General features: G+C 62.1%; 23 protein-coding genes. 7 read left to right on the plus strand and 16 right to left on the minus strand.

Annotation, left to right across the window (positions count from 1 at the left end):
* A partial coding sequence (locus ACFUOZ_RS20715; RefSeq protein WP_377551772.1) for a hypothetical protein occupies positions 1-1,705 on the minus strand: 1,705 nt, incomplete at its 3' end.
* Between the two features lie 2,514 nt (positions 1,706-4,219).
* Between ACFUOZ_RS20715 and ACFUOZ_RS20720 the strand changes: the two genes are divergently transcribed.
* The 4 genes from ACFUOZ_RS20720 to ACFUOZ_RS20735 all read left to right on the plus strand — a co-directional run bounded on the left by ACFUOZ_RS20720 (position 4,220) and on the right by ACFUOZ_RS20735 (position 5,688).
* A complete protein-coding gene (locus ACFUOZ_RS20720) occupies positions 4,220-4,609 on the plus strand; it encodes a hypothetical protein (RefSeq protein WP_377551774.1) in 390 nt (129 codons plus the stop codon).
* On the plus strand, positions 4,606-4,911 hold the full coding sequence (locus ACFUOZ_RS20725; RefSeq protein WP_377551777.1) for a hypothetical protein: 306 nt from the start codon (positions 4,606-4,608) through the stop codon (positions 4,909-4,911). The genes ACFUOZ_RS20720 and ACFUOZ_RS20725 overlap by 4 nt, the downstream gene beginning before the upstream one ends.
* A 280-nt stretch (positions 4,912-5,191) precedes the next feature.
* Positions 5,192-5,437, plus strand: a complete 246-nt coding sequence (locus ACFUOZ_RS20730; RefSeq protein ID WP_377551779.1) for a type II toxin-antitoxin system Phd/YefM family antitoxin — start codon at positions 5,192-5,194, stop codon at positions 5,435-5,437.
* Entirely contained in the window at positions 5,434-5,688 is a 255-nt protein-coding gene (locus ACFUOZ_RS20735) for a Txe/YoeB family addiction module toxin (RefSeq protein ID WP_377551781.1), read from the plus strand. The genes ACFUOZ_RS20730 and ACFUOZ_RS20735 overlap by 4 nt, the downstream gene beginning before the upstream one ends.
* Positions 5,689-7,166: 1,478 nt before the next feature.
* Here ACFUOZ_RS20735 and ACFUOZ_RS20740 read toward each other — a convergent pair.
* On the minus strand, positions 7,167-7,490 hold the full coding sequence (locus ACFUOZ_RS20740) for a hypothetical protein (RefSeq protein ID WP_377551784.1): 324 nt from the start codon (positions 7,488-7,490) through the stop codon (positions 7,167-7,169).
* Positions 7,491-7,703: 213 nt separating this feature from the next.
* Between ACFUOZ_RS20740 and mobC the strand changes: the two genes are divergently transcribed.
* Both mobC and ACFUOZ_RS20750 read left to right on the plus strand, forming a co-directional pair.
* Positions 7,704-8,096: a plasmid mobilization relaxosome protein MobC gene (gene mobC / locus ACFUOZ_RS20745; protein WP_377551786.1), complete on the plus strand. Its 393-nt coding sequence runs from the start codon at positions 7,704-7,706 to the stop codon at positions 8,094-8,096.
* Positions 8,093-9,730, plus strand: coding sequence for a relaxase/mobilization nuclease domain-containing protein (locus tag ACFUOZ_RS20750; RefSeq protein WP_377551789.1), 1,638 nt, complete (start codon positions 8,093-8,095; stop codon positions 9,728-9,730). Before mobC ends, ACFUOZ_RS20750 begins: the two co-directional genes overlap by 4 nt.
* Before the next feature lie 97 nt (positions 9,731-9,827).
* Here ACFUOZ_RS20750 and ACFUOZ_RS20755 read toward each other — a convergent pair whose 3' ends face one another.
* A complete protein-coding gene (locus ACFUOZ_RS20755; RefSeq protein WP_377551791.1) occupies positions 9,828-10,181 on the minus strand; it encodes a hypothetical protein in 354 nt (117 codons plus the stop codon).
* Positions 10,182-10,194: 13 nt separating this feature from the next.
* Between ACFUOZ_RS20755 and ACFUOZ_RS20760 the strand changes: the two genes are divergently transcribed.
* Positions 10,195-10,332 carry a hypothetical protein gene (locus ACFUOZ_RS20760; RefSeq protein ID WP_377551794.1) on the plus strand — a complete coding sequence of 46 codons (138 nt, stop codon included), beginning with the start codon at positions 10,195-10,197 and terminating at the stop codon, positions 10,330-10,332.
* Between the two features lie 217 nt (positions 10,333-10,549).
* Here ACFUOZ_RS20760 and ACFUOZ_RS20765 read toward each other — a convergent pair whose 3' ends face one another.
* From ACFUOZ_RS20765 to ACFUOZ_RS20825, 13 genes are all read right to left on the minus strand, one after another.
* Entirely contained in the window at positions 10,550-11,752 is a 1,203-nt protein-coding gene (locus tag ACFUOZ_RS20765) for a hypothetical protein (protein WP_377551797.1), read from the minus strand.
* 4 nt (positions 11,753-11,756) lie between these two features.
* A complete protein-coding gene (locus ACFUOZ_RS20770) occupies positions 11,757-12,599 on the minus strand; it encodes a DUF4913 domain-containing protein (RefSeq protein WP_377551799.1) in 843 nt (280 codons plus the stop codon).
* Entirely contained in the window at positions 12,592-14,463 is a 1,872-nt protein-coding gene (locus tag ACFUOZ_RS20775) for a type IV secretory system conjugative DNA transfer family protein (protein ID WP_377551801.1), read from the minus strand. Before ACFUOZ_RS20775 ends, ACFUOZ_RS20770 begins: the two co-directional genes overlap by 8 nt.
* Positions 14,447-16,066, minus strand: coding sequence for an ATP/GTP-binding protein (locus tag ACFUOZ_RS20780; protein ID WP_377551803.1), 1,620 nt, complete (start codon positions 16,064-16,066; stop codon positions 14,447-14,449). The genes ACFUOZ_RS20775 and ACFUOZ_RS20780 overlap by 17 nt, the downstream gene beginning before the upstream one ends.
* The gene (locus ACFUOZ_RS20785; protein WP_377551806.1) at positions 16,066-17,571 is read right to left on the minus strand and encodes an SCO6880 family protein; all 1,506 of its coding nucleotides are present in this window, start codon (positions 17,569-17,571) and stop codon (positions 16,066-16,068) included. Before ACFUOZ_RS20785 ends, ACFUOZ_RS20780 begins: the two co-directional genes overlap by 1 nt.
* Positions 17,572-17,573: 2 nt before the next feature.
* Positions 17,574-18,920 (minus strand): hypothetical protein, encoded by a 1,347-nt coding sequence (locus tag ACFUOZ_RS20790; RefSeq protein ID WP_377551808.1) that lies wholly within the window; start codon positions 18,918-18,920, stop codon positions 17,574-17,576.
* Entirely contained in the window at positions 18,920-19,639 is a 720-nt protein-coding gene (locus tag ACFUOZ_RS20795; protein ID WP_377551811.1) for a hypothetical protein, read from the minus strand. Before ACFUOZ_RS20795 ends, ACFUOZ_RS20790 begins: the two co-directional genes overlap by 1 nt.
* Complete coding sequence (locus ACFUOZ_RS20800) at positions 19,636-19,947, minus strand: hypothetical protein (protein WP_377551813.1); 312 nt, start codon at positions 19,945-19,947, stop codon at positions 19,636-19,638. Before ACFUOZ_RS20800 ends, ACFUOZ_RS20795 begins: the two co-directional genes overlap by 4 nt.
* Before the next feature lie 11 nt (positions 19,948-19,958).
* Positions 19,959-20,516 (minus strand): DUF6668 family protein, encoded by a 558-nt coding sequence (locus tag ACFUOZ_RS20805; RefSeq protein WP_377551815.1) that lies wholly within the window; start codon positions 20,514-20,516, stop codon positions 19,959-19,961.
* An 84-nt stretch (positions 20,517-20,600) separates the two neighbouring features.
* Entirely contained in the window at positions 20,601-22,166 is a 1,566-nt protein-coding gene (locus ACFUOZ_RS20810) for a hypothetical protein (protein ID WP_377551817.1), read from the minus strand.
* A gap of 66 nt (positions 22,167-22,232) precedes the next feature.
* On the minus strand, positions 22,233-22,715 hold the full coding sequence (locus ACFUOZ_RS20815; protein WP_377551819.1) for a hypothetical protein: 483 nt from the start codon (positions 22,713-22,715) through the stop codon (positions 22,233-22,235).
* Positions 22,716-23,795 (minus strand): M23 family metallopeptidase, encoded by a 1,080-nt coding sequence (locus tag ACFUOZ_RS20820; protein ID WP_377551821.1) that lies wholly within the window; start codon positions 23,793-23,795, stop codon positions 22,716-22,718. It abuts the gene before it with no gap.
* A gap of 91 nt (positions 23,796-23,886) precedes the next feature.
* Positions 23,887-24,245 (minus strand): hypothetical protein (locus ACFUOZ_RS20825; protein ID WP_377551823.1); only part of this gene is annotated, 359 nt, incomplete at its 5' end.

Genomic DNA, 24,245 nt, shown 5'->3' on the forward strand with positions numbered 1-24,245 from the left:
CATGCGGGCCCTCACCCCGGGAATTCAACTCAGCAAAACCCTTCGAACGCAACACCTCATTGAACTCAGGAGTCCCCACACCACCCGGACCCTCACCAAAACCCCCGTGGCCTTCGCCCGCGGCAGGGGCCTTTGGAGCAAACGACACAGCATCCCGCACCATCTCCGGCGAACCCGTCACACCCATCCCGGCAAGAACCTGCAAATCCTCCACCGACAACGACTCAAAAAACACGCTCTCAGAAGTACTGCTCTTCTCCAACTCCACACGGGTCTTCACGTCCTCCTCAAACGTCTTCACCTCCTCCTCACTCATCGGCTTCGACTCAGCAACATCAGGCTCGCAGGACTCATTCGCCCCGTCCCCGCCCGCAGCACCACAGACCGGGACCCTTCCGGGACCCATCGGGCGGAGCTTCGAAGACTGGTACGGGTTCGCCAGATCCTCCCGGCTCAACGGCCCCGCCGCCGGATCACGGGTAAAACGCAGATCGCTGGTGGCGCGTCCATCAGGGCCATGGAAGTAGGCGTTGAGGTACCGTGTGCGGATACTTGTTTCCAGGTCCGCGCCGATCTTCCCCTCCGTCGGATTCACCATCGCCAACTCCGACAACAACCTTGCCCGCTTCAACAACTCCGGTGATGCCTTCCCCTCGCCCCCGGTGACCGCGTCCAGCGCCTGCACGGCGGCCTTGAGTCGCCAGGGATGGGAGGTGATGGACAGATCCTCGAGCGGGACCGGGGATAACTCCGGGTGGGCTTTCAAATGCCGTCGCAGCAGCGTCGTCTCGGCTTCGCCACCCACCGTCAGGATCTCAGCGTAAGCCAGAGGGGTTTTGTGCCAATCCGACGGGCCAGTGGGAGCCTCCCGGGTGCCGCCCCGAAAGATCCTGTAGGGGGTGTCCATCTCAAGACGCTTACCGTCGGGGCCGCGTGGGTTGGTGTAAGCCTTGTAGTCGGCGGCGTGGATGAGCTCATGGCCCAGTCCGGCCACCGGGTCCTGCGCGAATGCAGTAGCGGTATTGACGTCACGGAACCCGGTAACCTCTGCGGGGTCGTAGGCTACGTAGGAGGCGCTCCCTGCAGGGATTTCGTTAAGGGGGGTTGCTTGCGCACCCTGGCCGGGGGTGGGGAAGATCACCACCCCGATCTCCGGGTTCGCTGTTCCGGCGGGCAGGCCCCGGCCGCTGTGATCAATCCACTGGTTGTACTTCCCCCCGTTGGGTTCCAGGGTGCCGGCGACTTTCATGGTGGACTTGCCCGACCCGGTGGACAACAACCGGTCCAGGTCAGCGGTGATCTGATCAACATTACGCTGCCACACCACCTCATCATGGGCCGGACCCCACTTCTTTCCGAACTGCAGCCAGGAACCTCCGGGGTCGTTGTGGTTGGCAACCCAGATCCCGGGGTAGACCTCCACCGCGTCAAACTGCGGAACATTCGTTCCCGGCAGGGTCGGGAATCCGATCCTGCGGACTTTGTTCGGGTCGGTGACCCGCGGTGGGGTCGTCGGGACCACTACCGGCGGTTTAGCGTTCGCGGCCGGCCCGGCCGCGACATCCACGACAACGAACAATGTCAATGTCACCGCCACGGCCAGTATCACGCCCAGGAGCCGGGCCAGCACACCCGAACCGTCACGCCCTGCCAGCACCCGACCGGCACCAACACCAGCTGTACTGGACCACAAACCCAAAACCATCAAACACACCTTCCACACAAGGAGGGGCGGTGACCACCACAAGACGGCACCGCAGAACAAGGCACCCGCACACTCCCGGCGCCACGACGAATACGACCAAACCCCATTTCCGTGACGAACCCCAGCTGCGGGAGCCGCACCGATCTTCCAGCTCGGCCGGGTCAGGTCTGCCGATACTGGGAACCAGAACACACCCGGCCCCCAGGCTGATCGTGGCCCCGGGTGGAGGGTGGTGCTGGTTCTGCAGGCCCGGATCCCCGGGCCTGTTCCCAAGAGGGGGGCACAACAGCACCGGGCAAGAATGAGCTCCCGCGTACCAGGAACCCATGTGTCTGAACCGTGCCGAAAGTCGTCCCTGGAACAGGGCTTCGTTGCCGGGCTTCTGGGCCTACATGCGGGACGGGCATGTTCCGCCGGTTGCCGCGGATTCCGAGTGACGGTGAAGACGCGCGTCTGATGGGCAAACTTGTGGGCCCGTGTTGATGGGGCTCGCACATGCGCGGCAGGAGAAGCGCTGGCCACGAGGCTGCTGCTACCTAGCTCTGGCGCTGCATAAAGTCACCTGTTGCTCGCGAGAAGAACCAATACCGGCGGATTCTGAAAGGAGAAATGATCACGTTGAAACGACGAATGCGTTTTCACATCCGCGTGAAGCGTTCACACATTCTCTGGGTTCCTGCTACAGAAATGAGATCACCACAACAGCCTCCAAAGCATTGCAATTTGGCCAACTCTAGAACAGGGTGGGTGCTTCCGGGTCGTTGCCCGTGATGAGAGCTGCGAGTATTTCGGGGCGGGTGGTTCAGTGTGTGGTGAGTTCGTCGCGAAGCGCACGGGACTTTTTCGGTGAAGCGCTGACGGGGCAGTCCTCGCCAGGCGAACTGTTGTCCGTTGGAGACGCGGCCGTTCTGCCGCCGGTCGAGCATGTTATCCAGCACGGTTCCCTCTACGAGGTGCGTCAGGAAGTTCAAGACGAAACTGACCAAACGCGCGGCCCACACCCATGTCCGATACGTCAACGGCCCGTCCTTCCACGTCACTTCCGCTGCCCGTTCCGTCCACGCGAACACCTCGCCCTCGACCAGCTCGGCGCAGTTCGGGAACCGCAGCCAGGCATGTACCCGGAATCCCCGGATACCCGTTGCTCAAAGGGAAGTTCTTGAAATCAAGCTCTTCCAGAGTGAGCCCGAACGGCTGGGCACGCTTGGAATACTTCGCGTGCAGTGCCTTGGCTTGATCCGGGTTCACTATCACACTTATTCGTATATATGTTCGAACGAATCGTAAAAATTGTAGCGGCACATGCGGGCCTCCGGCATCCGTCTGAGGGAGGGGTGCGACACAGGGTGGAGGGGTTGTGCCCACTGGGGGCAGGTGGAGCCCTCCGCACAGCTCGGGCTGTCCCCATTGTGTGCAAGCTGTCCACGGCGCCGACAGTGACCGGGGGCGAGTCCACGACGCCTCCCCGGAGCGGCAACCATCAAACGACGCACCCCCAGGGAAAGGGGTGCTTCGTTTCGTCGCGGGTTTGCTGGCTGAGCCCCCGGTAAGCCCCGGATGTGTCCGCTGAGAACTGGCCTGTTACGGACACAGGTGGCCCCGTCCCGCCATGGGCGGGGCCACCACTGTCGGTGAGCATCTTTGGAACTAGACGAGCGGGTATAAGTGCTCCTGTGAGCTTGGGGGATTTCCTCTGTCGTCGAAGGTGATCCTTGGGGCGTTGGCATCTCCAATGCGTCACGTTCGGGGTTTGAGCGGGTTATGTAGGTGCCTGAGAGCGTGGGTGGCGGCGGTACGGAGTGAGTCCCCTGCCGCAGGAACACGCGCCGAGAAGCGCCTCGGGCGAGCAGTGCGCGCCGTCTATTACTCAGCCCCCATTGAGGCCGGGGCGCGCAGGGCGGCGGAGGTGCGTATGGTGCCGTCGCGTCGCGTGGCCGAGCCCGGGGGGGCGTGCCACGCGACCTGCTTCCCAAAAAGGCGTGGCAACCTACCCGGGCGAGGAATTACCCCGTCTAACCGTTGGCTGGAAGTACGCCCAGCACGGTTTCCGTTCAGCCCCCGGTAGGCTGCGGGCCTGGGCGCGAGATGTCCTCTGTTGAGGAAAAGCCGGAAGGCCGGTGCCAGTTCAGATGGGGCCGGCCTTCGTCCGTTGTCGGCCTCAGTGTCACCCGCGCTGTGGGGGCCATCTGCGTATCCTCATCGCGAATTTCACCCAAGTGGGTGATGTGCATCACTTTCTGGGGTGGTGCTGGTTAAGTGTGTGCTGGGGTTTTGAGGAGGTGGGCTCAGAACTTCCTACGGGGCCTCAGCGCTATACCCCTGTCGTGGCGGACTGGTCCCGGCAGGATGGTGGGCGGGTCCATCGCATTTGGGGTGCGTGGGACCGCCCACCCCGGGGACGATTCCGTGCAGGGTGTCGTTATGCGCGGGTTTCACCCCGGTGTCGGACACTGACACCGTGGAGCGTTCACTCGCGTTCCGGGGGTTGGTCTTGGTAAGGGGGCAGAGACGATCATGGGCTGTATTACCGGTTCGGGGGCAACACCAGCTACACCGGATTCTCCAACAACGCGGGGCATCCCAACGACGGGGGAGGCGCTCTTGCCTGGTGTGCTGGCATGCCACGCCAAGGCAGTTCATCTTCTGCACAGGACGCACCGGGACGCCGGGATGGTGTTGGCCCGGTCGCTGAGCAGCAATGAAGATGCTGCTGAAGCCATCTTCCGGGAAGCGTTCACCGAAACCGTCCATGCCCTCAACGCTGAGACTGCGCCCCAGTTCTTCGCCGCTGAATTGTTCACCGCGATCCGTGGCGCCGCCGCGACCTTGCGGGGACCCGCCAAAGAAGGGCCGATGCCCGAGCCCCCGGAGCAGGGCTCGAACACACGGATGAGCAGGCCTTGACAGGACCGGACGATGGCGGTGGGGTTGGAGGTTTCCCCGGGTACACGCCTCTGCAGGATGTCCTGACCGCGTTACGGTCTCTTCCAACGGCGTGGCAGGAGATCCTGTGGCGCGCCGATGTCCTCGGCGCGGATCCGGGTGACATCGCCGCACGGATGGGTCTCACCCGCGCCGCCGTCGATCTCCTGACCGGTCAAGCCCACGAGGCCCTCCGAACCGCCTACCGGGAACACTACCCAACCCCCAACAACACCGGGCAAGAAGGACTTTGTTCGCGGGGTTCTGGTGATCCGGATGAGTAGGAAGGCGTCACCCCGGGGTGCCACTTCCTTGGTTCTCCCAGGATCTGCCGCGGCTTCGAAGGTGCTCCTCGGGGGTGTCCCTAGGTGGGGTTTGGTGTGGGTAGATAGGGCCCGCGGACCCTTCAACCGCCAACCTGACCAACTCAGTCGCCCGCCCGGCAGCACCCGTGTGATTCTCCACCCCCCCAGCCTACGCACCTCCTCCCGCACCATCCGGCAGCAGCAAAACCTAACCTAGGTTTGGTACAGTATTTCGTACCACTATTAGGGAGGAATCGCAGTGGCTATCACCGCTTCAAAAGCCAGGGCAGAACTGTTTCCGCTCATTGAGCAGGTCAACGCTGACCATACGGCCATAGAAATCGTGTCCAAGAAAGGCAGCGCCGTCCTGATGTCCCTCGCGGACTTCGAAGCCCTGGAGGAAACGGCCTACCTCTTGCGGACCCCAGCGAACGCAGCCCACCTCCTGGAAAGTATTGCCCAGCATCGGGCCGGGACCGTGAGCCGGCGAGAACTGGCTGAATGAACATCCTTTTCACCGATAAAGCCTGGGAGGACTACGTCTACTGGATCGGCGCGGACAAGGCGATGGTCAAACGTATCAACCTGCTCATCAAAGACTGCCAGCGTGACCCCTTTGACGGCATCGGCAAACCGGAAGCCCTCAAGCATCAACTCTCCGGGTACTGGTCCCGGAGAATCACCGACGAACACCGACTCGTCTACGCGGCAGAACCGGACCAAATCGTCATCATCGCGGCCCGCCACCACTACTAAGACCGGGTATACAGCGCGTCACCGACGAGCCTGACGACGGGCACCACCTCAAACCGCTGCCCTATCTCACCCTTGAGGAACGGCTGTACATGGCAGCATTCGAGGCAACAACCGCGCCGGAGAACCTAGAGAAAACGACGTTCTCATGACACCTTGCCCTGTCCGGGGGCAGATGCATGAGGACTCGATTTACGATGGGTGCCGAGGTTGCTCTCCTAAGTGTTGTGCTGGACAGTGCAGTGCTGGTCCCAGGAGCAACCTTTTCTCATGAGGTTCTCATGAGGTTCTGATGAGGGCATATGCTCCAAGGGCATCAGCCACCACCTGACACTGGCAGGGGAATTCCTCGGCGGGAAGGAGAACGAACACGGCTATTACAGGAAGATGGCCGCACGTACCACGAAATCACACCACGATCCTCGCCGCCGTACTGGCTAGTTTTGAAGCGGACATGACCCGGCAGTCCTGGAGGAACCCGCAACAAGCCCACCGCCATTATCTGAACCAGTTGGTGGTGTGGGGGTATGAGCTTTCCCCGGTAGAGAAGATCATCACCGGGAAGTAAACCGGCATAGAAAAAGGGCACGTACCCTAGCTACTCGAACTAGCTAGGCTCCGTGCCCTTTTCTTGATCCTGAGCTTACCCGACACCACCACCGATCGCCGAACCAGACGGCGGGTCATGGCACCGGTGTTTGTGGTGGCGGTCCGCCGCGCTGGTGGCAGCCTTTTGTTGTGGTCGGGTGCGGCAGACCGCCGTCCCACGCCAGCACACACAACCCCCTGGTTGCCGCGCTCACCGGCGCTGCCAGTCACCCTGGGGTGGTTGGGTTGTGGCCGGCCGGCCTCGCCAGGGCTCGGCCGGCAACAGTGCGTGGCTGGGTGGGTTTGCCCCTCGCCCACATGTCCACGGCAAAAGCTAAAAGCAGGGCTTTTCCCGCGCACATGTGGACGACGGGACCCCTCGGCCCGTCTGCACACAACCACCACGGCGCCACTCCGCCGAGAGGTCACCGTGAGTGGGCGGTGGATGTGCACAGTCTCGGTTTGGTGGGTGTCTGTGGTCGGGTTTGGTGGTTTGTTTCTGTCGTGCGCGGCGCTGGGGTGGTTTTGGGTGATTGCGGGGAGTACCTCGCTGGAAGTCCCCCTGCGTTGTGACAGCCAACCGGCTCAGGGGTGAGCGTGCCCACGTGTCCCGGCCCGGCCCGCTCTGGTGTTTTGTGGTCCCTGCTGAAAAGAAGCCGGCCCACCTGTTCAGGTGAGCCGGCAATGGTGGGCTTGGTCCATGGGAAAGGCGCCCGTTGGTGACCCTCTGCGTGTCAGAAGCTGTGCACATCCACCGCTCACGAACGGTGACGTGTGGCGGAGTGGTGCCGTGGTGGTTGTGTGCAGGTGGTCGGTTGGTTCCTGTCGTCCACATGTGTGCGGGAAAAGCAGCGGAGCGGTTGGGCTTTTGCCGTGCCCATGTGGGCGAGAGGCTACCCCTGGTACCCGTTCTCGTTACCTGCCCCGACACTGACCGCACTGACCGGGTTGGTGCTGCCGGAGGGCCGGCGGGGCCGGCCGGTGGGTTTCTTTCCTGGCTGGTCGATCCCGAAGTGCTTCAGGTCAGCATCGGTCCACCCGTGCTTGAGCACTTCACGATACGCCGCCGTGTGCGCGGCCTCCGCCGACACCATGTGCGCGCGAAGGTCAGCGACCCGCACAGCTGCTTCAGCAACAGTCTTGAGCGCCGCGATTTTCGCGGTCCGCTCAGCCTCAAGCCGCTGCACCGCGGCACTCTCCAACTGATCCAAATCCATACCCCCACGCTAAACAGCCGGGCTGGGTTTTCCCTGACACCCACCTACCCTTTTCCTTAAAGCCATCCCCGTCCAATGGCGGAGCAAGCTATATATTTACCCATGGGTAAATGGCTTGTCGGCTCGACCTGAGGTCGTGTCTCTGTCACACTGGTGTGTGAGTCCCTGAGGTTTTGGGGTCGCTGCGCTGGGCATGTGAAGGGATGTTGGGACATGGGTGACGCACCGAAGGCAAGCCGCCTCGGTAAGTCACGCCGTGACAACGTTCCCGGTGGACGCAACCGCAAAGTTGAGGTGTACGTCACCGAGGACGAGAAGGCTGCACTGACTGTCCGTGCGATTCAGCAGAACGTGTCCGTTCCCCGGCTGTTGTTTGATTCGGCCTTCTCGGAGGCTGGTGAAACGGCAACGGACCGGCGCAATGTCGCCGTCGAGCTGTTGGGCATCCGTACTCTGCTTGGTGCCATGTCGAACAACATCAACCAGATCGCCAGGCACGCCAACGCCACCAGTGAGTTTCCTGATGATGCGGCCGCTGCGGTGGATGCTGCGCGTCGGTTGATGGTCCGTATTGATGATGCGGTTGTGTCGGTGATGCGGCCATGATGCCGAACATCACCAAAGGCACCAAGATGGTTGGCCTGATCATGTACTTGGCCGGGCCGGGACGCTCAAACGAGCACACTGGCATGCGACTCATTACGGCGTCGGATGCCATCGTCAGTGTCGAACGCGGTGCTGCGTTGAACGCCGAGAATGCGAAGACGTTGGCGCACGAGATGGACATCCCCAAGGCCGTCTTTGCGGCTGACTCTGCGAGCAAGCACGTCTTCCATGTTTCACTGAGTTTGAAAGCCGACGAAGGCTCGCTGACCGATGAGCAGTGGGCCGGTATCGCACAGGACTTTGCGGAAGAGATGGGATTCACCGGCAGCGACGGGAAGCCACCATGCCGCTGGGTTGCCATTCACCACGGCGTAAGCAAAGCCGGTAACGACCACATCCACATGGCCGTATCCATGATCCGTGAAGACGGCACAAAGTGGAGCCAGCACAAGGACCAGCCACGCTCCCAAAAAGTCTGCGCCGCGCTGGAGAAGAAGTACGGGCTGCGCGTCGGGCGAGGTGAGCACGCAGAGCGCGGTTATCATCCTAAAGAGCAAGCCGCCGCAGTTGCCCAGGGACGTGCAGAATTGCCTCGGGAAACGCTGCAGCGGAGCGTCCGGGCAGCTAGCACAGCGAGCGTTGACGAGGCTGAGTTTGTGCGCCGCCTGCGCGGCACGGGTGTTCTCATCCGCCCCCGCTTTGCCAAGGGCAGCACGACCGTTGTGGAGGGTTACTCCGTTGCTTTGAAACCATCAAACCGGGCTGAGAAGCCGGTGTGGTTCGGCGGCGGAAAGCTCGCGCGGGACTTGACCCTGCCAAGACTTCGCTCGGGCTGGGATGGTTCGCAGGAAGCTGCTGACGCCGCGACGGTTGAGTGGCAGGCCGTGACGGACGGTAAACGTATCGCTGCTCCCGGCAGGGAGGCTGTGCAGCCGACAGCGGAACAGTGGGAGAAGTACACCGCCGAGGTCGGTTCGCTGTACGAGCGGATCAAGTCCGTGCCTGTTGATGACCCGGCATTGTGGGCGCAGGTTGCGCGGGAAACGTCAGGTGCTTTCGCTGCGTGGAGTCTGCGGACGGAGGCCGTTCCTGGTCCACTGGCTGACACGGCAAAAGCGTTGTCCAGGACAGCACAGTTGCGTCGCTTCCCGACGAAGACGGAGCATGCTCCTTTGCCTAGTGCCAAGGGCGCGGGGATGCTGCTGATGCAGTCCGCTGTCGGCCCTTCGACAACGGCAGGGGAAGCCTTGCTGCTTGCTCAGCTGCGTAACACGATGAGAGCCATTCATGACATGCACCAAGCCGCCGGGAGGCTTTCGGACGCGGAGCGTGTTCGTGTCGCAGCCGTGGACCGGTTGCGTGAAGTCAAGGCCCGTATCGAGGCGTCGAAGCCTGCTCCGACACAGCCAGTTCCAGCAGCGCGGGAGTCGTCTGAAGCGTCGAAGTGGATCGCAGCTGCAACGAGTTCAACCGAGGGCGGAGGCTCCGCACTTCCGGAGGATCTTGAACAGGTCAAGTTCCTTGCAGGGGTGAGCCGACCACCGCGTAAGGCGATGGAGAACCCTGCCCCGACGACGGCAGCCGAGACTGCCACGACGGCCGACAAGGCACGCGACAAGGGCCGGGGCCGCTAGGTAGGGGTGCGCATACGAAAGGCCCTGGACCTCCTTTGCCGGAGGTTCAGGGCCTTCGCTTTTGTACCGACTGTAAGACGGTTGGAATCCAGAGGTGTCAGGCCAGCGGGAGCCAGGCCGTGGTGTAGTTGCCGGCACCCATGAACGTCGCGAACTCTTGTTCAGAGGACACAACCTCGGCGGGGACCTCGGCGTGGGTAACGATGAGCATGAGACCTCCCCAGTCTGTGATGGCGTCGACCGCCTGCGGGGGCATGTCGGCTTCGTATCCCATCCCTAGAGGGATCAAATCGAACGCCACGGCATCACCTATCCACCGCGCCGTCCAATTGGGATTGGACGGTGAGCCCATGGTGAGCTGACCGGGTTTGGAAAGGCCTTGGGACACGTACCAGTCGTTCAGGCTGGGTGGCCATTCCTCGACGCCGGGGCTGAACGCAAAGCCGTCCACGCTAGGGTTCAGAATGGCAACAGCAACCAACCGGGGCTTCTGGAACGCAGTTCCTCCAACTGGCACTAGTCCGCCGGAAGTCATCCAGGTCATCTCCGTAAGCGTGGACGCTGCCATGGGTGTCGCCGTCGTGGGCGGGCAGGTGGCATGACGCGCCCAGACATGCGGAATGAATCCATCCGTTGCAGCATCGAGACGGACTTTCTGTCCAGCGGTTAGCTGCTTGCCGCAGGCTCGGCAGTCTCCGCCTGCATGGATGGAGCTACGCATATCCTCAGCAAGCTCCGTACCGAAGTAGGAGTCCAGGTTGGGGTCTTTTACTACGTCAAGTCGCATCAGAGGCGTCCTTTCAAGAACAGTGACATTGTTTAGCGGCCGCCTTTGCTGATCTGGTGAGCGCGGGGGATGTTGGTGTTCTTACGGGCTTTGGTTGCGGTAGGAGCCGGCCCTTTTACAGCGGCGGTCGGATGCGTCCCTTGGCTGACGTCAGCGAGGATCCGGGCGTCGACGGTGGCTTCGTCGGCTTTGCCATGGAGCGTTCGGGCGAAGTCCTCTCGGCGGTCTGCGGTGTCCCAGTTCTCCACTGCCAGGGCGTCGGCCTTGGCGGCCTCCTGCGCGTACCATGCAGCGTCATCAGCGGCGGGGCCGGTCTCCATCTCCAAGGGGATCATCTCCCGCAGGTCTTGAGCGTGTGCGGCTGCGGCGTCACCATCGAGCCGTGAACCTGTGGCGGCGGCTTCCTTGAAGTAGGCAGCAGATCGCAGCTCGTTGGCTCGCGTGAAGTCCGGCTTGGCGGCAGGTGCAGGTGTGCCCGTTGTGGTGCGCCAGTGTTGGATCAGCCTTTCGTCGTCGGCACGCTCATCGGCAATACTGTCGGCAAAGTTTCGCCGTTGTTGCCAGTCAGCGAAGTATTCGGGCTGATGCTGTGCTGCCCATTCGCTGGCTTGCTTCAAGTCGGTTTGATGTTGAGCCTGCGCTTGACCCGGCTCCTCCTCTGTAGAGGCTTCCGCGGTCCGTGCCTTTTCCCTTTCGGCGTGTGCCTGCCCCTCCGGGCTGGACAGCCATGAGGCGACGAGTTGGTTGTTCAAGCGCTCACGGTCCCGGCTGTTGGCGTTGACCACTTCACTCGCGTGCCGGTTGGCCAGGAGCGGGTCCCTTTCCGCTGCCCACTCCTTGGCCCGCAGTAAAGCGGTGAGTTGTCCCGGCTCTGTGCCAGCGACGATGACGCCTCGCGTGGCCAGCTGCTCGTCCATGGCCGTGTGGACCTTGGCGATGTCTGAATCCTCCCTGGCCCACGCCGTGGCGGATTCGTACGCAGCTCCAATCTGTTCAGGGGTAGCTGTGTCCCACCACCGGTCTTCTGCGACCGGAGCGAGGGCGACGCGGGCGGCGTTGCGCTCTGCGTCGAACCGGGCGGTCGCCTCTCTGCCCTCTTGTTCGCTGCGGGCGCGAGCCTGTTCAAGGTACTGCTGGCGTGCCCGGGCGGTCTGCTCACCGATCCTGGACGCGAACATGAGCGCCTGTCGCAGGAGGTCATCGAAGATTTCGTTGATGCCGTCTGATTCGTTCATGGCTTTACTCCTCTATCTCGTTTACTGGTGGGCGTACATCGGGGAACAGCTCAGATGGTGGGGTGACGGTACGGAATGCTTTGATGCCGTCGGGGGCTTTGGCGTGGCCACCGGTAAGGCTGCAGCCATCGAAGGGGCCTTTACCGTCCAGCAGGATGGGCAGGTGGTGGTCGAGATGGTCTTTCATGAAGACACTCATGCCGGTCTTGCCGTCGAGGCGGAGGTGTTCCCATGCCCGCCACAGTGCTTCAAATCGGATAATCGCTTCGGCATGACGCCACCACTCCGGGCACCACGTGGTGTGGTTGCCGTTGACAGTAATTTCGCGCCGGTACATGGGGACCAGGAATTCCTCGACCCATTGGGCGGTTGAGCCGAACACCAGTTCCGCTTCGGGTTCCTGCTCACTTTCGGACGCGGCTTCAGCTGCAGCCGGTCCGGCTGGGGCCTCAGTAGGTGCAGGCCCGGAAGCCGCTGCGGTGAACACACCGGAGGCGAACATCTCGGAGATCCAGTCCTCGATGACACGGAACGACCAGAGAGGGGTGCGTCCCCAGCTCAGGGGCTTGGGTGCCTCGCCGTGGGTGACGAGTGTCCGGAACGTGCTGACCGACATCTGCTCGGAGCGGTCGCCAATGAGGGCTACAACTTCAGCGGCCGTGAGCTGGAAGTCCTCGACTTCCGCATCGTCCTTCTTGTCTGTGCTGGCAGGAGCTTCCTCGGCTTCCGTGCCCGGCAGAACCTCCTCCTGAGAGGACGATGCAGCTGTATCAGGTTCGCTAGCCGCATCAGGTTCTGTCGCTGGCAGGTCCGACCAGGCGTCCATCGGTTCGTGGCTCTCAGTCATTGCCGGCCGCCGTGATCCAGCGTGAGGCCTCAGCAGCGGGTGCCGGGACCGGTGCCGGGGCTTGGGCTTTGTAGGCGATGACGACGGGGTTGGCGTCGGCGTCTTTGCGTTCGAGGATGGCTGCGGTCATTTCCTTGCTCTTCTCCGACGGGTCGTAAAGGTCCAGCGACAGCCATACCGAGTCAGCATGGGTGCCGTCCTTCCATTGCTGGGTTTTGATCAGCGTCGCGTGTGCGCCGGAACGCTTGACCACGGCGCGGCCGATGGGAAGTGCGGACAGGTCAGCGACAGTGAGGATGCTTTCCTTCCCACCGTCCGGGGTCACCGACCGGGATTGGCCGGTCTTCGATGAGCTCGTGGAAACGGTGTCGTAGGTGTATTCACCGATCAGGGACGAGAACTGACGCAGGAAACCTTCCTCGTCGATGCCTGAGCCGATGACTTTGACGGAGCTGGCGGAGTAGATCTTCCGCATGCCCTTTTCTCCCCACAGCTCTTCGCCCTGGGAGTACGACTGCAGATAGGCCTCGGGAATGATGCCCTTGGAGCCGTAGTGGCTGTACTTGTCAGGGAGGTCCTTCCACGGGCAGACGTTCGCTATCTCATCCAGGGGAAGCATCAGCGGCACAGCGAGCCTGCGTCCGGGCTGGGCCATGGCATATTCCTCCGCAGCGTCCGCGACCGCGACCGTCAGCGCTGTGGTCAGCGCTGCAGCTGAGCCGCCGCCTTCCTTGGAGAGCACGTACAAGGTGTCCTTGGCGGTGCGGACGAACTCTTCCGGGCTGAACTGCGGACGGGAGTCCGATTCCGAGAGCGGGTTGACCCACTGCAGGGTGCTTACGAATTTGAGGGTCTGCACCATGGCTTTTGCGGTACCGACAACGCCGTCGCGCTGTGCCGGTTCGTACTGCAGCTGAGTCTCAAGGGATGAGGCGTAAGCGGCGTAGATGCCGTTCTCCTGCTCGCGGAGCAACCTGCTGGGTTCGGTGGGCTTGCCCTGGTTGATCCAGTCGTAGACGATGCTGATCGGCTTGTTACCGATCGAGGCCGCGAGGAACAGGGACGTGAGCATGTCCTTGCCCTCGTTGTCGAAGTACGCGTCCCCGGTGACGTTCGGGCCTCGGCCGGCGACCATGAAGATTTCGGCCAGCTTCATGGCCCGCTCGTCATTGCGGACATAGGACAGGGGGTTCCACCACCAGGTAGCGGGATCGCCGCTGATCTTCTGCGGGTCGAAGGCCCAGATTTGGCCCACGACTGACCGGGCAAGGCGGGTTGCGTCAATGACATCGGGCTTGTTCGACGTGGTGAGGACGGCGCCGGGAGCGTCCAGGACGCGCGGGATAACCTGTGTGGAGGACTTGCCCTGTCGGGGACCCCAGATTTGCAGGACCACGGATTCGAAGTCTGCGTAGACCTTTTGCATCCCGGCCACGGTGAGGCCGATGAACGCACCGATGGAGCCCTGCACACCGAACCGGGCGGCCGAGGCGGCCACGGACTTGTGGGTGATCTGGGAGATGTCTTTGCCGCGTCCCATCAGGGATGCTTTGTGGTCCACACGGGTGCGGCCCTTGCGGGAGCGCATGACCAAGCGGAGGATGGCCAGGGCTACAAGCAGGATCAGGACCGCCGTCACGACGGCCACGACCGTGGAGGTTGTGGACCAGCCGACTTTGCCTCCCACCAGCAGGAAGGGTGTTCCGAACGGGTTGGCGGGGATTTTCTGCCCGTCGCCGCTGAGCATGGACCCGCCGTAGATTCCGGCGTCCAGGACGCCGATGATGATTACGCACAGGCCAAGGAGAGCGGAGCCGGCCTTCTGGCCGGATGTGATCGCGTTCCCTTTACGCTGCTGCATCATGGTCGGTCTCCTCAACGTCGGCGTCGGTGATGCCCAGCTGGCGTTCGATTTCTTCCGGTGTCAGGCCTTCTTTGCGCAGCGCTTCCCAGCGCTGGTTGGTGTCTGCCACACGGTCTTCAACAGAGGTCAGCCGGGTCTCGACGGGAATCCCTGGACCTTGCCCGAGCTTGATCAGGAACTTTCCTCGACCGTAGGGCGCTTGAGTCCCGCCCCGGGAGGTGATCTTCTTTGAGTCTGACCATGAAACGATGCGCTGCCGTTCGGCCCGGGTCATGTTCCGCAGGTTCTGCACAGCGTCCATCTCAGACTTGCCGAGGCCACCCATGACGATCATGGAGCAGCGTTCAGCGAAGCCCTGCGCCTTCTTGCGGTCAGCTTCGTCAGCTACGGCGTCGAAGTCTTTGAGGGTGTGGGAGATCATCATCTGTCCGATGCCTTGGTGGCGGTTCAGGCGGGTCAGGGAGTCGGCCCGGTCCACGATGCCGCGTCCGATGCGCAGTGCCCGCCAGAGTTCGTCCAGGACGATGTTGTAGTTCCGTCGCGGTTCCAGTCCGGCGTCCGCGAGCACTTGGGAGACCTTGACGGCCGCGAAACCTGTTGACCAGGACGCGAGCATTGCAGCGGCCTGCTGTTCGGGCAGGGTGTCATCGATGGCCGAGAGGTCAAAGACGCAGGACCGGGTGATGTCCATCTGGTCCTCTTTGCGGGTGTGGCGGGAGAACATTCCGCCGATAGTGCTGCCGTCCGCAATGCCGTTGAGGGACTTCCTCAGGGCATCGGTGGAGTTGGCGTATCGTTCGTCTTCTCCACGGTCGAGAACCGCGTTGCGGAGGGCTTCAGGCTTCTCGGCAATGACCTGAGCGAGGTCTTTGATCAGCGGCACACCGTCGAAGCGGTCAAAGAGGATGCGCAGAGCCTTGTCCAAGACGATGGTTTCTTCCTCAGTGATGGAAGAACCACGGGCGATGGTCAGCAACGCCATGAGCAGGGACTTGCGGTGATAGTGGGCCTCTGTCAGGACTTCCTGACGCGCGCCACCGGTCAGCCGTTCGGCGGCTCGCATGGCGATGTGTGAATCGAGCACGTTCAGGTAGCCACGATCATTACCGAGCCTGATCACTTTGCCACCCATCATGCGGGTGCGGAGTACGTGCTCGCCTTTCACATCTCCCAAGGTCATGGACAACACGCCGAAGGCATCCAGGCCCATCATGATCTTGCCCACCAGCGTGGACTTGCCCAAGGCCGGGTTGGACATGAAGTACACGCTGGGGTTGGGAATCAGACCCCGCTGGTAGGCGGTGAAGTGATCCAAGCCCACGATGTTGCCGGTCAGGAGGTTCGAGCCGAGCGGCACCCCAGCTAGCGGTGAGCCCGCCCCTGACGAGAAGGGGTACAGTCCGCAGACCTGCCGGGACGATCCGCGGTATTCGGCGGGAAGGTCGATGTAAGAGGCGTGGCCGCCTCCGGGCACTGCGTAACCGCGCTTGGAGGGGGCGATGTATGCTCTCCGTCCTGCCTTGCGGATCCGCTCGACGTCCGGCAGCTGTGGAGCCACTTCCAGAGCGTCGTCATTCTTGCTGAAGAGGGAACGAAATTTCATTAGATGGCCTCTCGAACGCGGGCAGGAACTGCGACGTAATCAGGAAGCACCAGGCCCAGAGGCAGGGACGCCGCGAAAGCAACGTCCTGCGAACCGTAGGCCGGGCGAATGATCAGCTGCGCCGTGCCGGCAAGGTCCTCGATTTCGTAGGCCGCTGCACGGGCATCAGAGGAGCGCATCACGGTTGCCGTGATAACCATGCCGAAGTTGATCAAGGACGCGTCCTTGGCGACTTCCCGCGCTGTCTGTTCGGCAGAGGCAAGCTCTGCAGCTGCACGGTAGCTAGGACGCTTCGTAGCCGATGCACGTACCTTGGCGGCGTTAACATCAGCCTCAGCCACGTCCATGGCCGAACCGGCAGCAACCGGACGGTACAGGAAGGTCACACGCTTGCGGTTAACGTCCGGGCTGGGCGTCAGCAGGTCCTCGAAGACGTTTGAGAAGATGACACCGCGCGGGGCAACGGACATCACCCAGGACTTGGAGAAACCAGAGGCATGCCGGTACCACTCCCAGCCGGCCTCATGGGCCACAGGGCCGGCGTTGTCCCATCTCACCGGAGGGGTAACCCCTTGGCTGTGAGCCGCGTCGAAGTGCTCTGCCAGCATCGGGTCATAGGCGCTCATGACAACCTCGCAGAGCGTTTGCGCGGTCACCGGGTGTGCATCCCCGGCACCGCACACCTCCAAATGCTCTGTGAATTTGCCTAAACGCGAGCCAAGATCAAGCCCGATGTCCTCGATCTTACGGTTCCGCTCCACTCCAGGACGCCATGTTGTAAACGTCAACGCGATGTAAGCGCGCGTTACGGCTGACTGCTGGGGGAAGGTGACCTTTACTTCCTCCATCATTTCCCGGGAGGCAGCTGAAGCAGACTCGGCCATGTTCGAGTCGATCTCATGCCGCAGACGTACTCCGTAGTCGGGAGCGGTCTCGACCGTGACCGAGGCAGCAACGATGTCGGAAGTCTTGGACAGACCCGAGAGCCATGCTCCCCAGTTCGCAACGTAGGAATCGATGTTCTCCCGGTCATCCAAAGCAAGCCCCGTGGGTTCTACTTCGATGACAACGCTGACGTGATTAGTTGCGGGCATGTGCAGCAGCGCAAAAGGACGCATGAAGCTGTCCTGGAATTCGTGCAGCTCCGAGGTAGCCAGCAGGCCTGGCAGCCGGCACTTACCCGTGGGGACATGTCCTACAGGGCCAGAACGGTAGATATTCCGACAGGACTTTGATGAGCGGTTGAACAGTCGGCGGGCAATGATTCGCTGGCTCATGGAAAGACCGTGCTTATCACGCACAGTCAGAGCAGCGAAGGCCACACCAAGAATGACCAGGGCAGCAGCGCCGCCCAAGGCGCCGGTGAAGCGGAACAAAATGATGACGACCAACAAGCCGCCGATCAGCAGCCCGGTTTCCAATGATCCCAGCTTGCCGATGCCGCCAGTGCGCGGCTTGCGCCAATTTCCGTAGGTTGGTTCGGTGTAAATAGTAGGTTCGCTCATGCTTATCCTTTGCTTCCGGACGGGCCATCGCCCGTCGATGATTCCGCCGCGCGCTTCGCGGCTTCTGTGCCCCTCGTAGCGACCCGAGTGGCGGCGGCGATTCCGGCACCTACCGGTCCCGCAGCTGCAGTGGCGGCAACCCCTCCTCCGCCAGCGCCTGCACCAACCATGGCTGCGTGTGCACCCGCCTTGGGCGCGCCGGCTCCGGCCGTGGCCGCACCTGCCCCAACCACAGGAGCTGCAGCCGTCGACGTTCCAGCAGTGGAGGCACCCTTGGCAGGAGTACTTCCCCCGCCGCTCGGGTTGGACTTGGAACCCGTCTCGGTGGAGCCTTTCGGTCCCTTCTCCCCTGCAGTACCCGCAGAGCTGGAAGACGATTGGTGCCCGCCAGAGCGGCTACCACCGGAGAAGCTGCCCTTGTTGATCGCGCCAGTAGCCAAGGAACCGGCCACAGCGCCAAACGCCGCACCGCCACCACCGCCGCCAGCAACGGCACCCACCATTGGAGTGACAAAGCGCATCAACGCAGGCAAGGCAATCAAGGCGATGAACATCAGGCCTAGACCTGCGAGGATTTTCACACCGCCAGTCCCGTCGTCGCCAAAGAAGTTGGCCCCGGTTAGCTTGAACGCCGTCGCATAGATCAACGCGGCCGCAGGCTTGTACAGGACGAAGGCGATGATCCAGCCCACGCAGCGCTGGAACCACTGACGGCCCATCTCCGTGTTCGTGAAAGCAGCAGTCGTCGGGAAAATACCGGCCAGCACCACGAGAAGGCCTGAGCGGAACACCATCAATACCAGCTGGATCAGGGAGATGATCACCGCCAGCAATCCCAGGACGATAACGAGAATGACGCCGATGTTGCCTGACAGATTGATCATCGCAGCCAGGTTGGTTCCGAAGCCGGATCCTGCCGTGGCCTCATCGATCAGCCATTTCGCCAGAGCATCCATAGCTGCGACAAACAACTGGATGGCTGCAACGCCGCCAGCTGAGACAAGGATGAAGCGCACCAGCCCTAGGGCGACTTGCCGCAACGGCTCGCCGCGCTGTTCCCAGATCATCCGGCCAGCACCGACAAGGATAGCGAGCACTGCCAATGCCAGCGTGTAGTACCAAAGATGTCCCTGCAGAAACTCGACCTCAGCGGAGGACGTCGTTCCAGTGGCGATCAATGATGGAGTATCCATGTTCACCCAGAATGTCCCCAACCATGCGACGGCTTTGCCGAATGCCTCAGTTACACCTTGGGCAACCTGCTCCAGCGCGCTGCCGGTCAGGTTCTTGACACCTTCCTTGCTTACGCAAACCAAGTCTCCGAACGAGCATCCCTTTTCATCAGCCATTAGGCACCGGCCCAGGTCACCATGTTCGTGAAACTCTCGACCTGTTTAGGTTGAGTCTCGGTTACTACAACCTTCCAGTCACCCTTTTCCCAGGTCACCGTGTACGGCGCAGAAAGCTTTACCCCGTTGGAGCCTGCTACCCCGATTTCCAGAACCGCAAGGTTTTCGGTGTAGGACACGACGCGGAAGGCCGCGATTTGCATAGACAGCGAATCATCGCGTGCTGAGAAGGTTGGGGGGTTGCTGAGGTAGCGGTCCCGGGCGGGCCCATCCGCAGCGAGGTGTTTGAACAGAATGTCTGGTTTCCCCTCGGTCCCGTAGCTCACGAAGTTAGCCGCTGCGTAGAGAGCGCCGGTCGGGTTGTGTGCGAAGCAGGTACGTAGTCCGTCGAGCGACCTTCCAGGGCCGACCTTCGAGCTGTCCACGGGAACGGCTGTTTTGCCGTTGAGTTCCCATTTGGAAGTTAGGCCGGGACCGGGAATGGTTTGCTCCCCCTCGGGAAGCCCGCAGACGCTGTCTCCTGGAGCAGCAGAGGGAGCTACGGAACTCTTATCGGTTCTGGGTGTTGGTTGAGCGTTAGGCGCTGCTCCCACGGGTGGGAGCAGCGCGTACACAAGCGCCAGCACGATGATAACGACGACGACGCCACCAGATGCGAGGAACCAGGGCTTAGTGAACGGGTTCTCCGCCTTGGGTGTTGGGTCTGTGCTTTCGCTCATGCGGTGCCACCCGAGGCAGTAACGACGGCCCCCACAAGACCGGAAGCCACAGCAGCGATGATGCAACCAGCGAGAACCCAGATAAGACCTGTGGCGGCCTGTCCCCCACCGTTGCCCTGGCGGTGGTCGAACATCATCTTGCCGGCGACGATGAGGACACCGGCAACGGCGATAGCGAAGACGATCCATGAAACCCAGCCCAGGATCGTCAGCAGACCGTTAGCTCCCGGAGGAGTGCCGGGGATCGGCTGAGGAATATCGGCTACCACTGCCCCTGAGACGAGGACGGTGTTGGTGAATACAGACATGTTTCTCTTCCTTACTGTGATGGGGTGTGCGCGGCGATGTGAAGCTGGATGTCAGCCACGGTGTTGCGGACCTGACGAGGCAAATCCGCTAACGCGGGGTGTACTCCCCGCCGCCAGTCCTCCACCCACGGCATCCGCCATGTGTGGGGCACAGCGCCCGAGACCGTGATGATGAGGTCTTGCAGGTCTTTTGGCAGCTTGGAGGGCGAATCGGAAACGATCACCAAACCAGCCAAGGCCAATGGTTCGAGAGCTCCCGAAGCCCATTCAATTGCCGCCGACTGAGCCGAACGCAGACCTTTGGCGTTCGACCGGCAAACCAGCAGAACACTGTCATTGCCGTCAGACAGTGGCGAGTCCTCGCGGACAGGCCACGCATGAGAAGCCCGCCTGGAGCCTGCCAGTAGCGAGGCAATCGTGGATTCCCCCGCGCCGCCGTGCGTGCCCAGAACCCACACACCTGCCGGGCTCCCGACGACGTTCTGCCGGTCCAAGTGCCCTGCACCGGCCAGACGGCCGATACCTTTCTGCGGGCGGGCCGGACCCAGCGGCAGACGGGCCACCGTCACGGGGGCAGTATTCTTTGCCTCCGGTTCTCCGTTCACCGCCTGAATCCATTTCGATTCCTGCCCTGTGGTCATCATCGATCTTTCCTAGTGAGCTTGAGTTGTGTGGCCACAGCGGCCGCTGGTGAGCTGTGGAGTGGGGTTGGCAACGGCGTCCTGCAGCTGCACGACCAGCGCAGCAGCAATACGTACGAAGGCCGCACGCGTGGCCGGGGCCAGCTTCTCCAGCGTGATCGCGCCACGCTCCGCCAGGTGCGCGTCGTAAGGGACGGTGAACATGCGGTCCTCAGCCACACCGGTCTGGTGCATGAAGTCCTTCACCAGACGCTCGACCTTGTACTCCGGACGACCATCGGAGACCCGGACGACGATGGCCCGGTTGGCAAGCTCCCGGAAGTGAGGATCGTCGTGCGACTCGAGGAAGTGGAACAGCTCCACTGCCTCGCCCATCGAATCGGAGGCGTTCATCATGGGGACCAGGAGAGCGTCAGACGTTGCCAGTGCACTGGCAAACGCTGAACTCGTGTACACATTGCCCGAGTCCATGGCCCGGATTGTGTAGAACTGGTCGATAAGCGCGGAGACGGTCTCGATTGATTCCCGGTCCAGCGGCGCGCGGCGGATAGGGCTTGAACCGAAGGTATGCGCGAACGAAGTTTGCGGGATGGCATAGCCTTCCAGCTGGGCCTTGGTGGTCACGTTCGCAGCATTGAGCACCAGCTCCCCGATACCGCTGCGCTGTTCACCCTCGGAACGGCCAGCCAGCTGCCCAGGATCATCCGAGACCTCCATCATCGCGACGGAACCTCCACGGATAGACGCGAGGATCCCGGAGACAGAAACCGTTGCCGGGGTCTTGGCCGAGTTGCCCTTCTTATTGGCAACCGTGAACGCAACGGAGCCGCGCTGCCACGTGGCCTGACGGATGATTCGCTCGCAGCACAGAAGCTCAGCCTGTTCGCGGCGCGCAGCAGTCTCACTGACACCGGGAGCCAGCTTCGAGGAGCGGCCGGTGAGCTTGTTCAGCCACCCGTTGAAGCCTTGCTCTGCAGGCCCGTCGTGGACGAAATTGTCCAGATCGTAACCATGTCCGAGGACGTAGAACAGCGAATCATCCTTCTCACGCTCTGCAACGGGCATAACTGCTGATGCATTTACGACCTCGGGGGTCCACCGGGTGGACGCTGCGGCGGGGCTTTCCACAGTCCCATCCGCTTCCACCGAGAATGGTTCCTGCACGATGACCGGCGCCGGGCGGATTGCCCGTTCCCGCGTCACGGCAGGGGCTTGCTCCTTCACAGCCACGGATATGGCAGGTGCCTGCTGGACCGCTGTTGTGCGTTCTGCAGGCGCTTCCGGCTCAAGTGTCTCAACCGGGTCTGCCGGCCGTTTGTCGTCGAGCCTGAGTGTCCCATCGGGGTGAACGAGCAGGACCTCGATGCCCTCGCCATCGCTGGTTGTAACGCGCAAAGTCTGACCTGCCAGTTCTGCTTCCTTCTGAACCATGCCAATCAGTTCCCGCCGGACGTCGTTGGTCGACTCTCCTAACACCAATTGTTCGTTCGTCCCGGTGATCAGGACGCCGGTGCTGTCGTCGTTGATGCGGGCACTGATGGGAGGGAACTCCCGGATGGATTCCTTATCGGTTGCCATGTCATCTCTCTTTCTCGTCAGTTCCTTTGCCGATTGCGCGGCCCTGCAGTGTGGGACCAAATGGGATTAGCTGTCTTTGGGGGCGATTGAGGTCACCAGCCACGGTTCGTGCTGGTCCAATCGGTGAAGGAGCATCAGCCATGGACCGTTGTTGGTGGCAAACTCAGCCGTGACCGTCATGGGGTTGCCCATTTCACGGGTCAAGACCGGACCGGACTGGATGGCGTTGACGCGGATCCTGGCCGGATCGATGTACTGGGCATCGACGGCGTATTCCTTGGACAGGTGCGGGAAGATATCCGTGTACCACTGCCGCTCAGGAACATTGGGACGAGCAAACATGCCCATGACCTTGACGGCAACGGCCTTCACGCTTTCCTCTGATTTCGCGTCCCACGTGACCTCCGGGACGTTGTGATAGTGCTCCCCGGGGCCGTGATCCTCTGCCGTGGCACCAGGGATGGGTTCAGTGTTCGAGGCCGTCGAACACCCACTGACGGCCAACGCGGACACAGCCAGCACGAGGCTCAGTTCTTTCCAACGGTTCATTTACAACACTCCCTTTTCCTTGAGGATCGGACCGGGGTCGGTAGTGGCATTGATAGGGACCATGGGATTGGGCAGGGAGCCGGGGAACAACTCCATGTGCAGGTGACGGCCAGTGACATTGCCGGTAGCACCTTCGGTGCCCAATGGGGTCCCAGCGGAGACGACATCGCCTTCCTTGACCCTCACCGACCCCGCTTCCATGTGGTACATGCCGATGGTCAGCTTCCCATCCATCGTCTGACCGGTAACGCCCGAGCCGAAGGTTCCATCCATGTTGCGAACCTTGACGATCTTCATGTCGGTGACCGCGACAATAGTGCCAGCGTGACCGGGGGTCGCGAAGTCGATCCCGTAATGGAAGTTGGCCAGCACTCCCCCGACCGTCCCCGGAGGCGCAGGACGGGGACCGTAGCCGCTGGTCATGGTGGCACCCTCAAGCGGATGCACCCATTTGCCAGCCAGTTGACCGACCACAGACCCACCGGGTGCCGGGCATGCACCGGAAGTATCAATACCAGCGGCTGCCTCCCCACCGACAACCTTCACAATCTCTGCAGCGGCACCTCGGAACTGCGTGTAGTGGTTGGGATTGTCATTGCGTTGCACCCGATGAATGGCGAGGCTCGGTTCAAGGGTTTCCCAGCCTTCCACTTTCTGAAGGGCTTTGAAGAAGTTCGTGGCCGAGATCGTAGGGTCCATGCGGTCCGCGTAAGAACCCCATGCGCCGTTGTCCCGCTGCTGGAACAGGCCGCGCGAATCGGGGCCTGCACCGTCGCCGTAATCGATAACCCGCAGCGTTGACTCACCGATGGCTGCCTGCACGCCCAAGAGCTGAGCTGCTGAAGGGAGGCCAAGAGTCTTTGCGGCTTTCATGATCGCTGCGGCGTTTTCGAGCTGCACTCCCGAGAAAGCACCCACCGATCCGGGCACCATGGTCCCACCCACGGACGCTGCAGGTGCCCTGCAGTCCGAAGCGTTGGCCGGGGAACCACCGAGGAACACAGGGATCCCCAGAAGGACGAAGATCGGCAGGACGAAGAGTGTGATGGTGGCGATGACTCCGGCTGAACTCTTGTTCACGCGGTCACCACTTGGGGCAGGTGCGGCCACGAGTCGCAGATCCACAACGGACCAGCTGCCTCTACCGACAAGACCACGTCCAGGCGCCTCTTCATGGCGCCTGGTCGTCGTAGTCGGGCAGGACCCAAACCGGTGCATGCGGAGTGTCTTCGGCCCTCAGCCGGATTAGCATCCCTTTGGCACACAGGAGGTTCAGGGACTGTTCGGCGGCTACCCTGTCCATTCCTGCCTTCAGCGCAAGCCCGGGGATGGCAACGCCGCGCGCTTTACCGGCTTCCTCATCCCATCCTGACGCGATGCCGTATTCGTCAGCGACGGAAGCCACGGCCAGCAACATGCGTTGTTCTGGCTCCGTGCACAGGGCAAAATCCACGGACTGGCTGACGCTACGGCGCTGCGCCGCTCCGGCGTCATCGCCTGGTGTCTCAATCACGGAAAACCCCGCGCCCC

The organism is Paenarthrobacter sp. NPDC057355 (genome assembly GCF_042667405.1).
In the GTDB taxonomy this organism is placed as follows: Bacteria; Actinomycetota; Actinomycetes; order Actinomycetales; family Micrococcaceae; genus Arthrobacter.

Bases quoted from the DNA above. Each gene is read 5' to 3' on its own strand.
- ACFUOZ_RS20815 (WP_377551819.1), bottom strand. From the start codon at position 22,715: ATGAACCGTTGGAAAGAACTGAGCCTCGTGCTGGCTGTGTCCGCGTTG.
- ACFUOZ_RS20735 (WP_377551781.1), top strand. From the start codon at position 5,434: ATGAACATCCTTTTCACCGATAAAGCCTGGGAGGACTACGTCTACTGG.
- ACFUOZ_RS20785 (WP_377551806.1), bottom strand. From the start codon at position 17,571: ATGAGCGAACCTACTATTTACACCGAACCAACCTACGGAAATTGGCGC.
- ACFUOZ_RS20720 (WP_377551774.1), top strand. From the start codon at position 4,220: ATGGGCTGTATTACCGGTTCGGGGGCAACACCAGCTACACCGGATTCT.
- ACFUOZ_RS20740 (WP_377551784.1), bottom strand. From the start codon at position 7,490: ATGGATTTGGATCAGTTGGAGAGTGCCGCGGTGCAGCGGCTTGAGGCT.
- ACFUOZ_RS20775 (WP_377551801.1), bottom strand. From the start codon at position 14,463: ATGATGCAGCAGCGTAAAGGGAACGCGATCACATCCGGCCAGAAGGCC.
- ACFUOZ_RS20770 (WP_377551799.1), bottom strand. From the start codon at position 12,599: ATGACTGAGAGCCACGAACCGATGGACGCCTGGTCGGACCTGCCAGCG.
- ACFUOZ_RS20800 (WP_377551813.1), bottom strand. From the start codon at position 19,947: ATGTCTGTATTCACCAACACCGTCCTCGTCTCAGGGGCAGTGGTAGCC.
- ACFUOZ_RS20780 (WP_377551803.1), bottom strand. From the start codon at position 16,066: ATGAAATTTCGTTCCCTCTTCAGCAAGAATGACGACGCTCTGGAAGTG.
- ACFUOZ_RS20810 (WP_377551817.1), bottom strand. From the start codon at position 22,166: ATGGCAACCGATAAGGAATCCATCCGGGAGTTCCCTCCCATCAGTGCC.
- ACFUOZ_RS20750 (WP_377551789.1), top strand. From the start codon at position 8,093: ATGATGCCGAACATCACCAAAGGCACCAAGATGGTTGGCCTGATCATG.
- ACFUOZ_RS20765 (WP_377551797.1), bottom strand. From the start codon at position 11,752: ATGAACGAATCAGACGGCATCAACGAAATCTTCGATGACCTCCTGCGA.
- mobC (WP_377551786.1), top strand. From the start codon at position 7,704: ATGGGTGACGCACCGAAGGCAAGCCGCCTCGGTAAGTCACGCCGTGAC.
- ACFUOZ_RS20790 (WP_377551808.1), bottom strand. From the start codon at position 18,920: ATGGCTGATGAAAAGGGATGCTCGTTCGGAGACTTGGTTTGCGTAAGC.
- ACFUOZ_RS20795 (WP_377551811.1), bottom strand. From the start codon at position 19,639: ATGAGCGAAAGCACAGACCCAACACCCAAGGCGGAGAACCCGTTCACT.
- ACFUOZ_RS20760 (WP_377551794.1), top strand. From the start codon at position 10,195: ATGGCAACAGCAACCAACCGGGGCTTCTGGAACGCAGTTCCTCCAACT.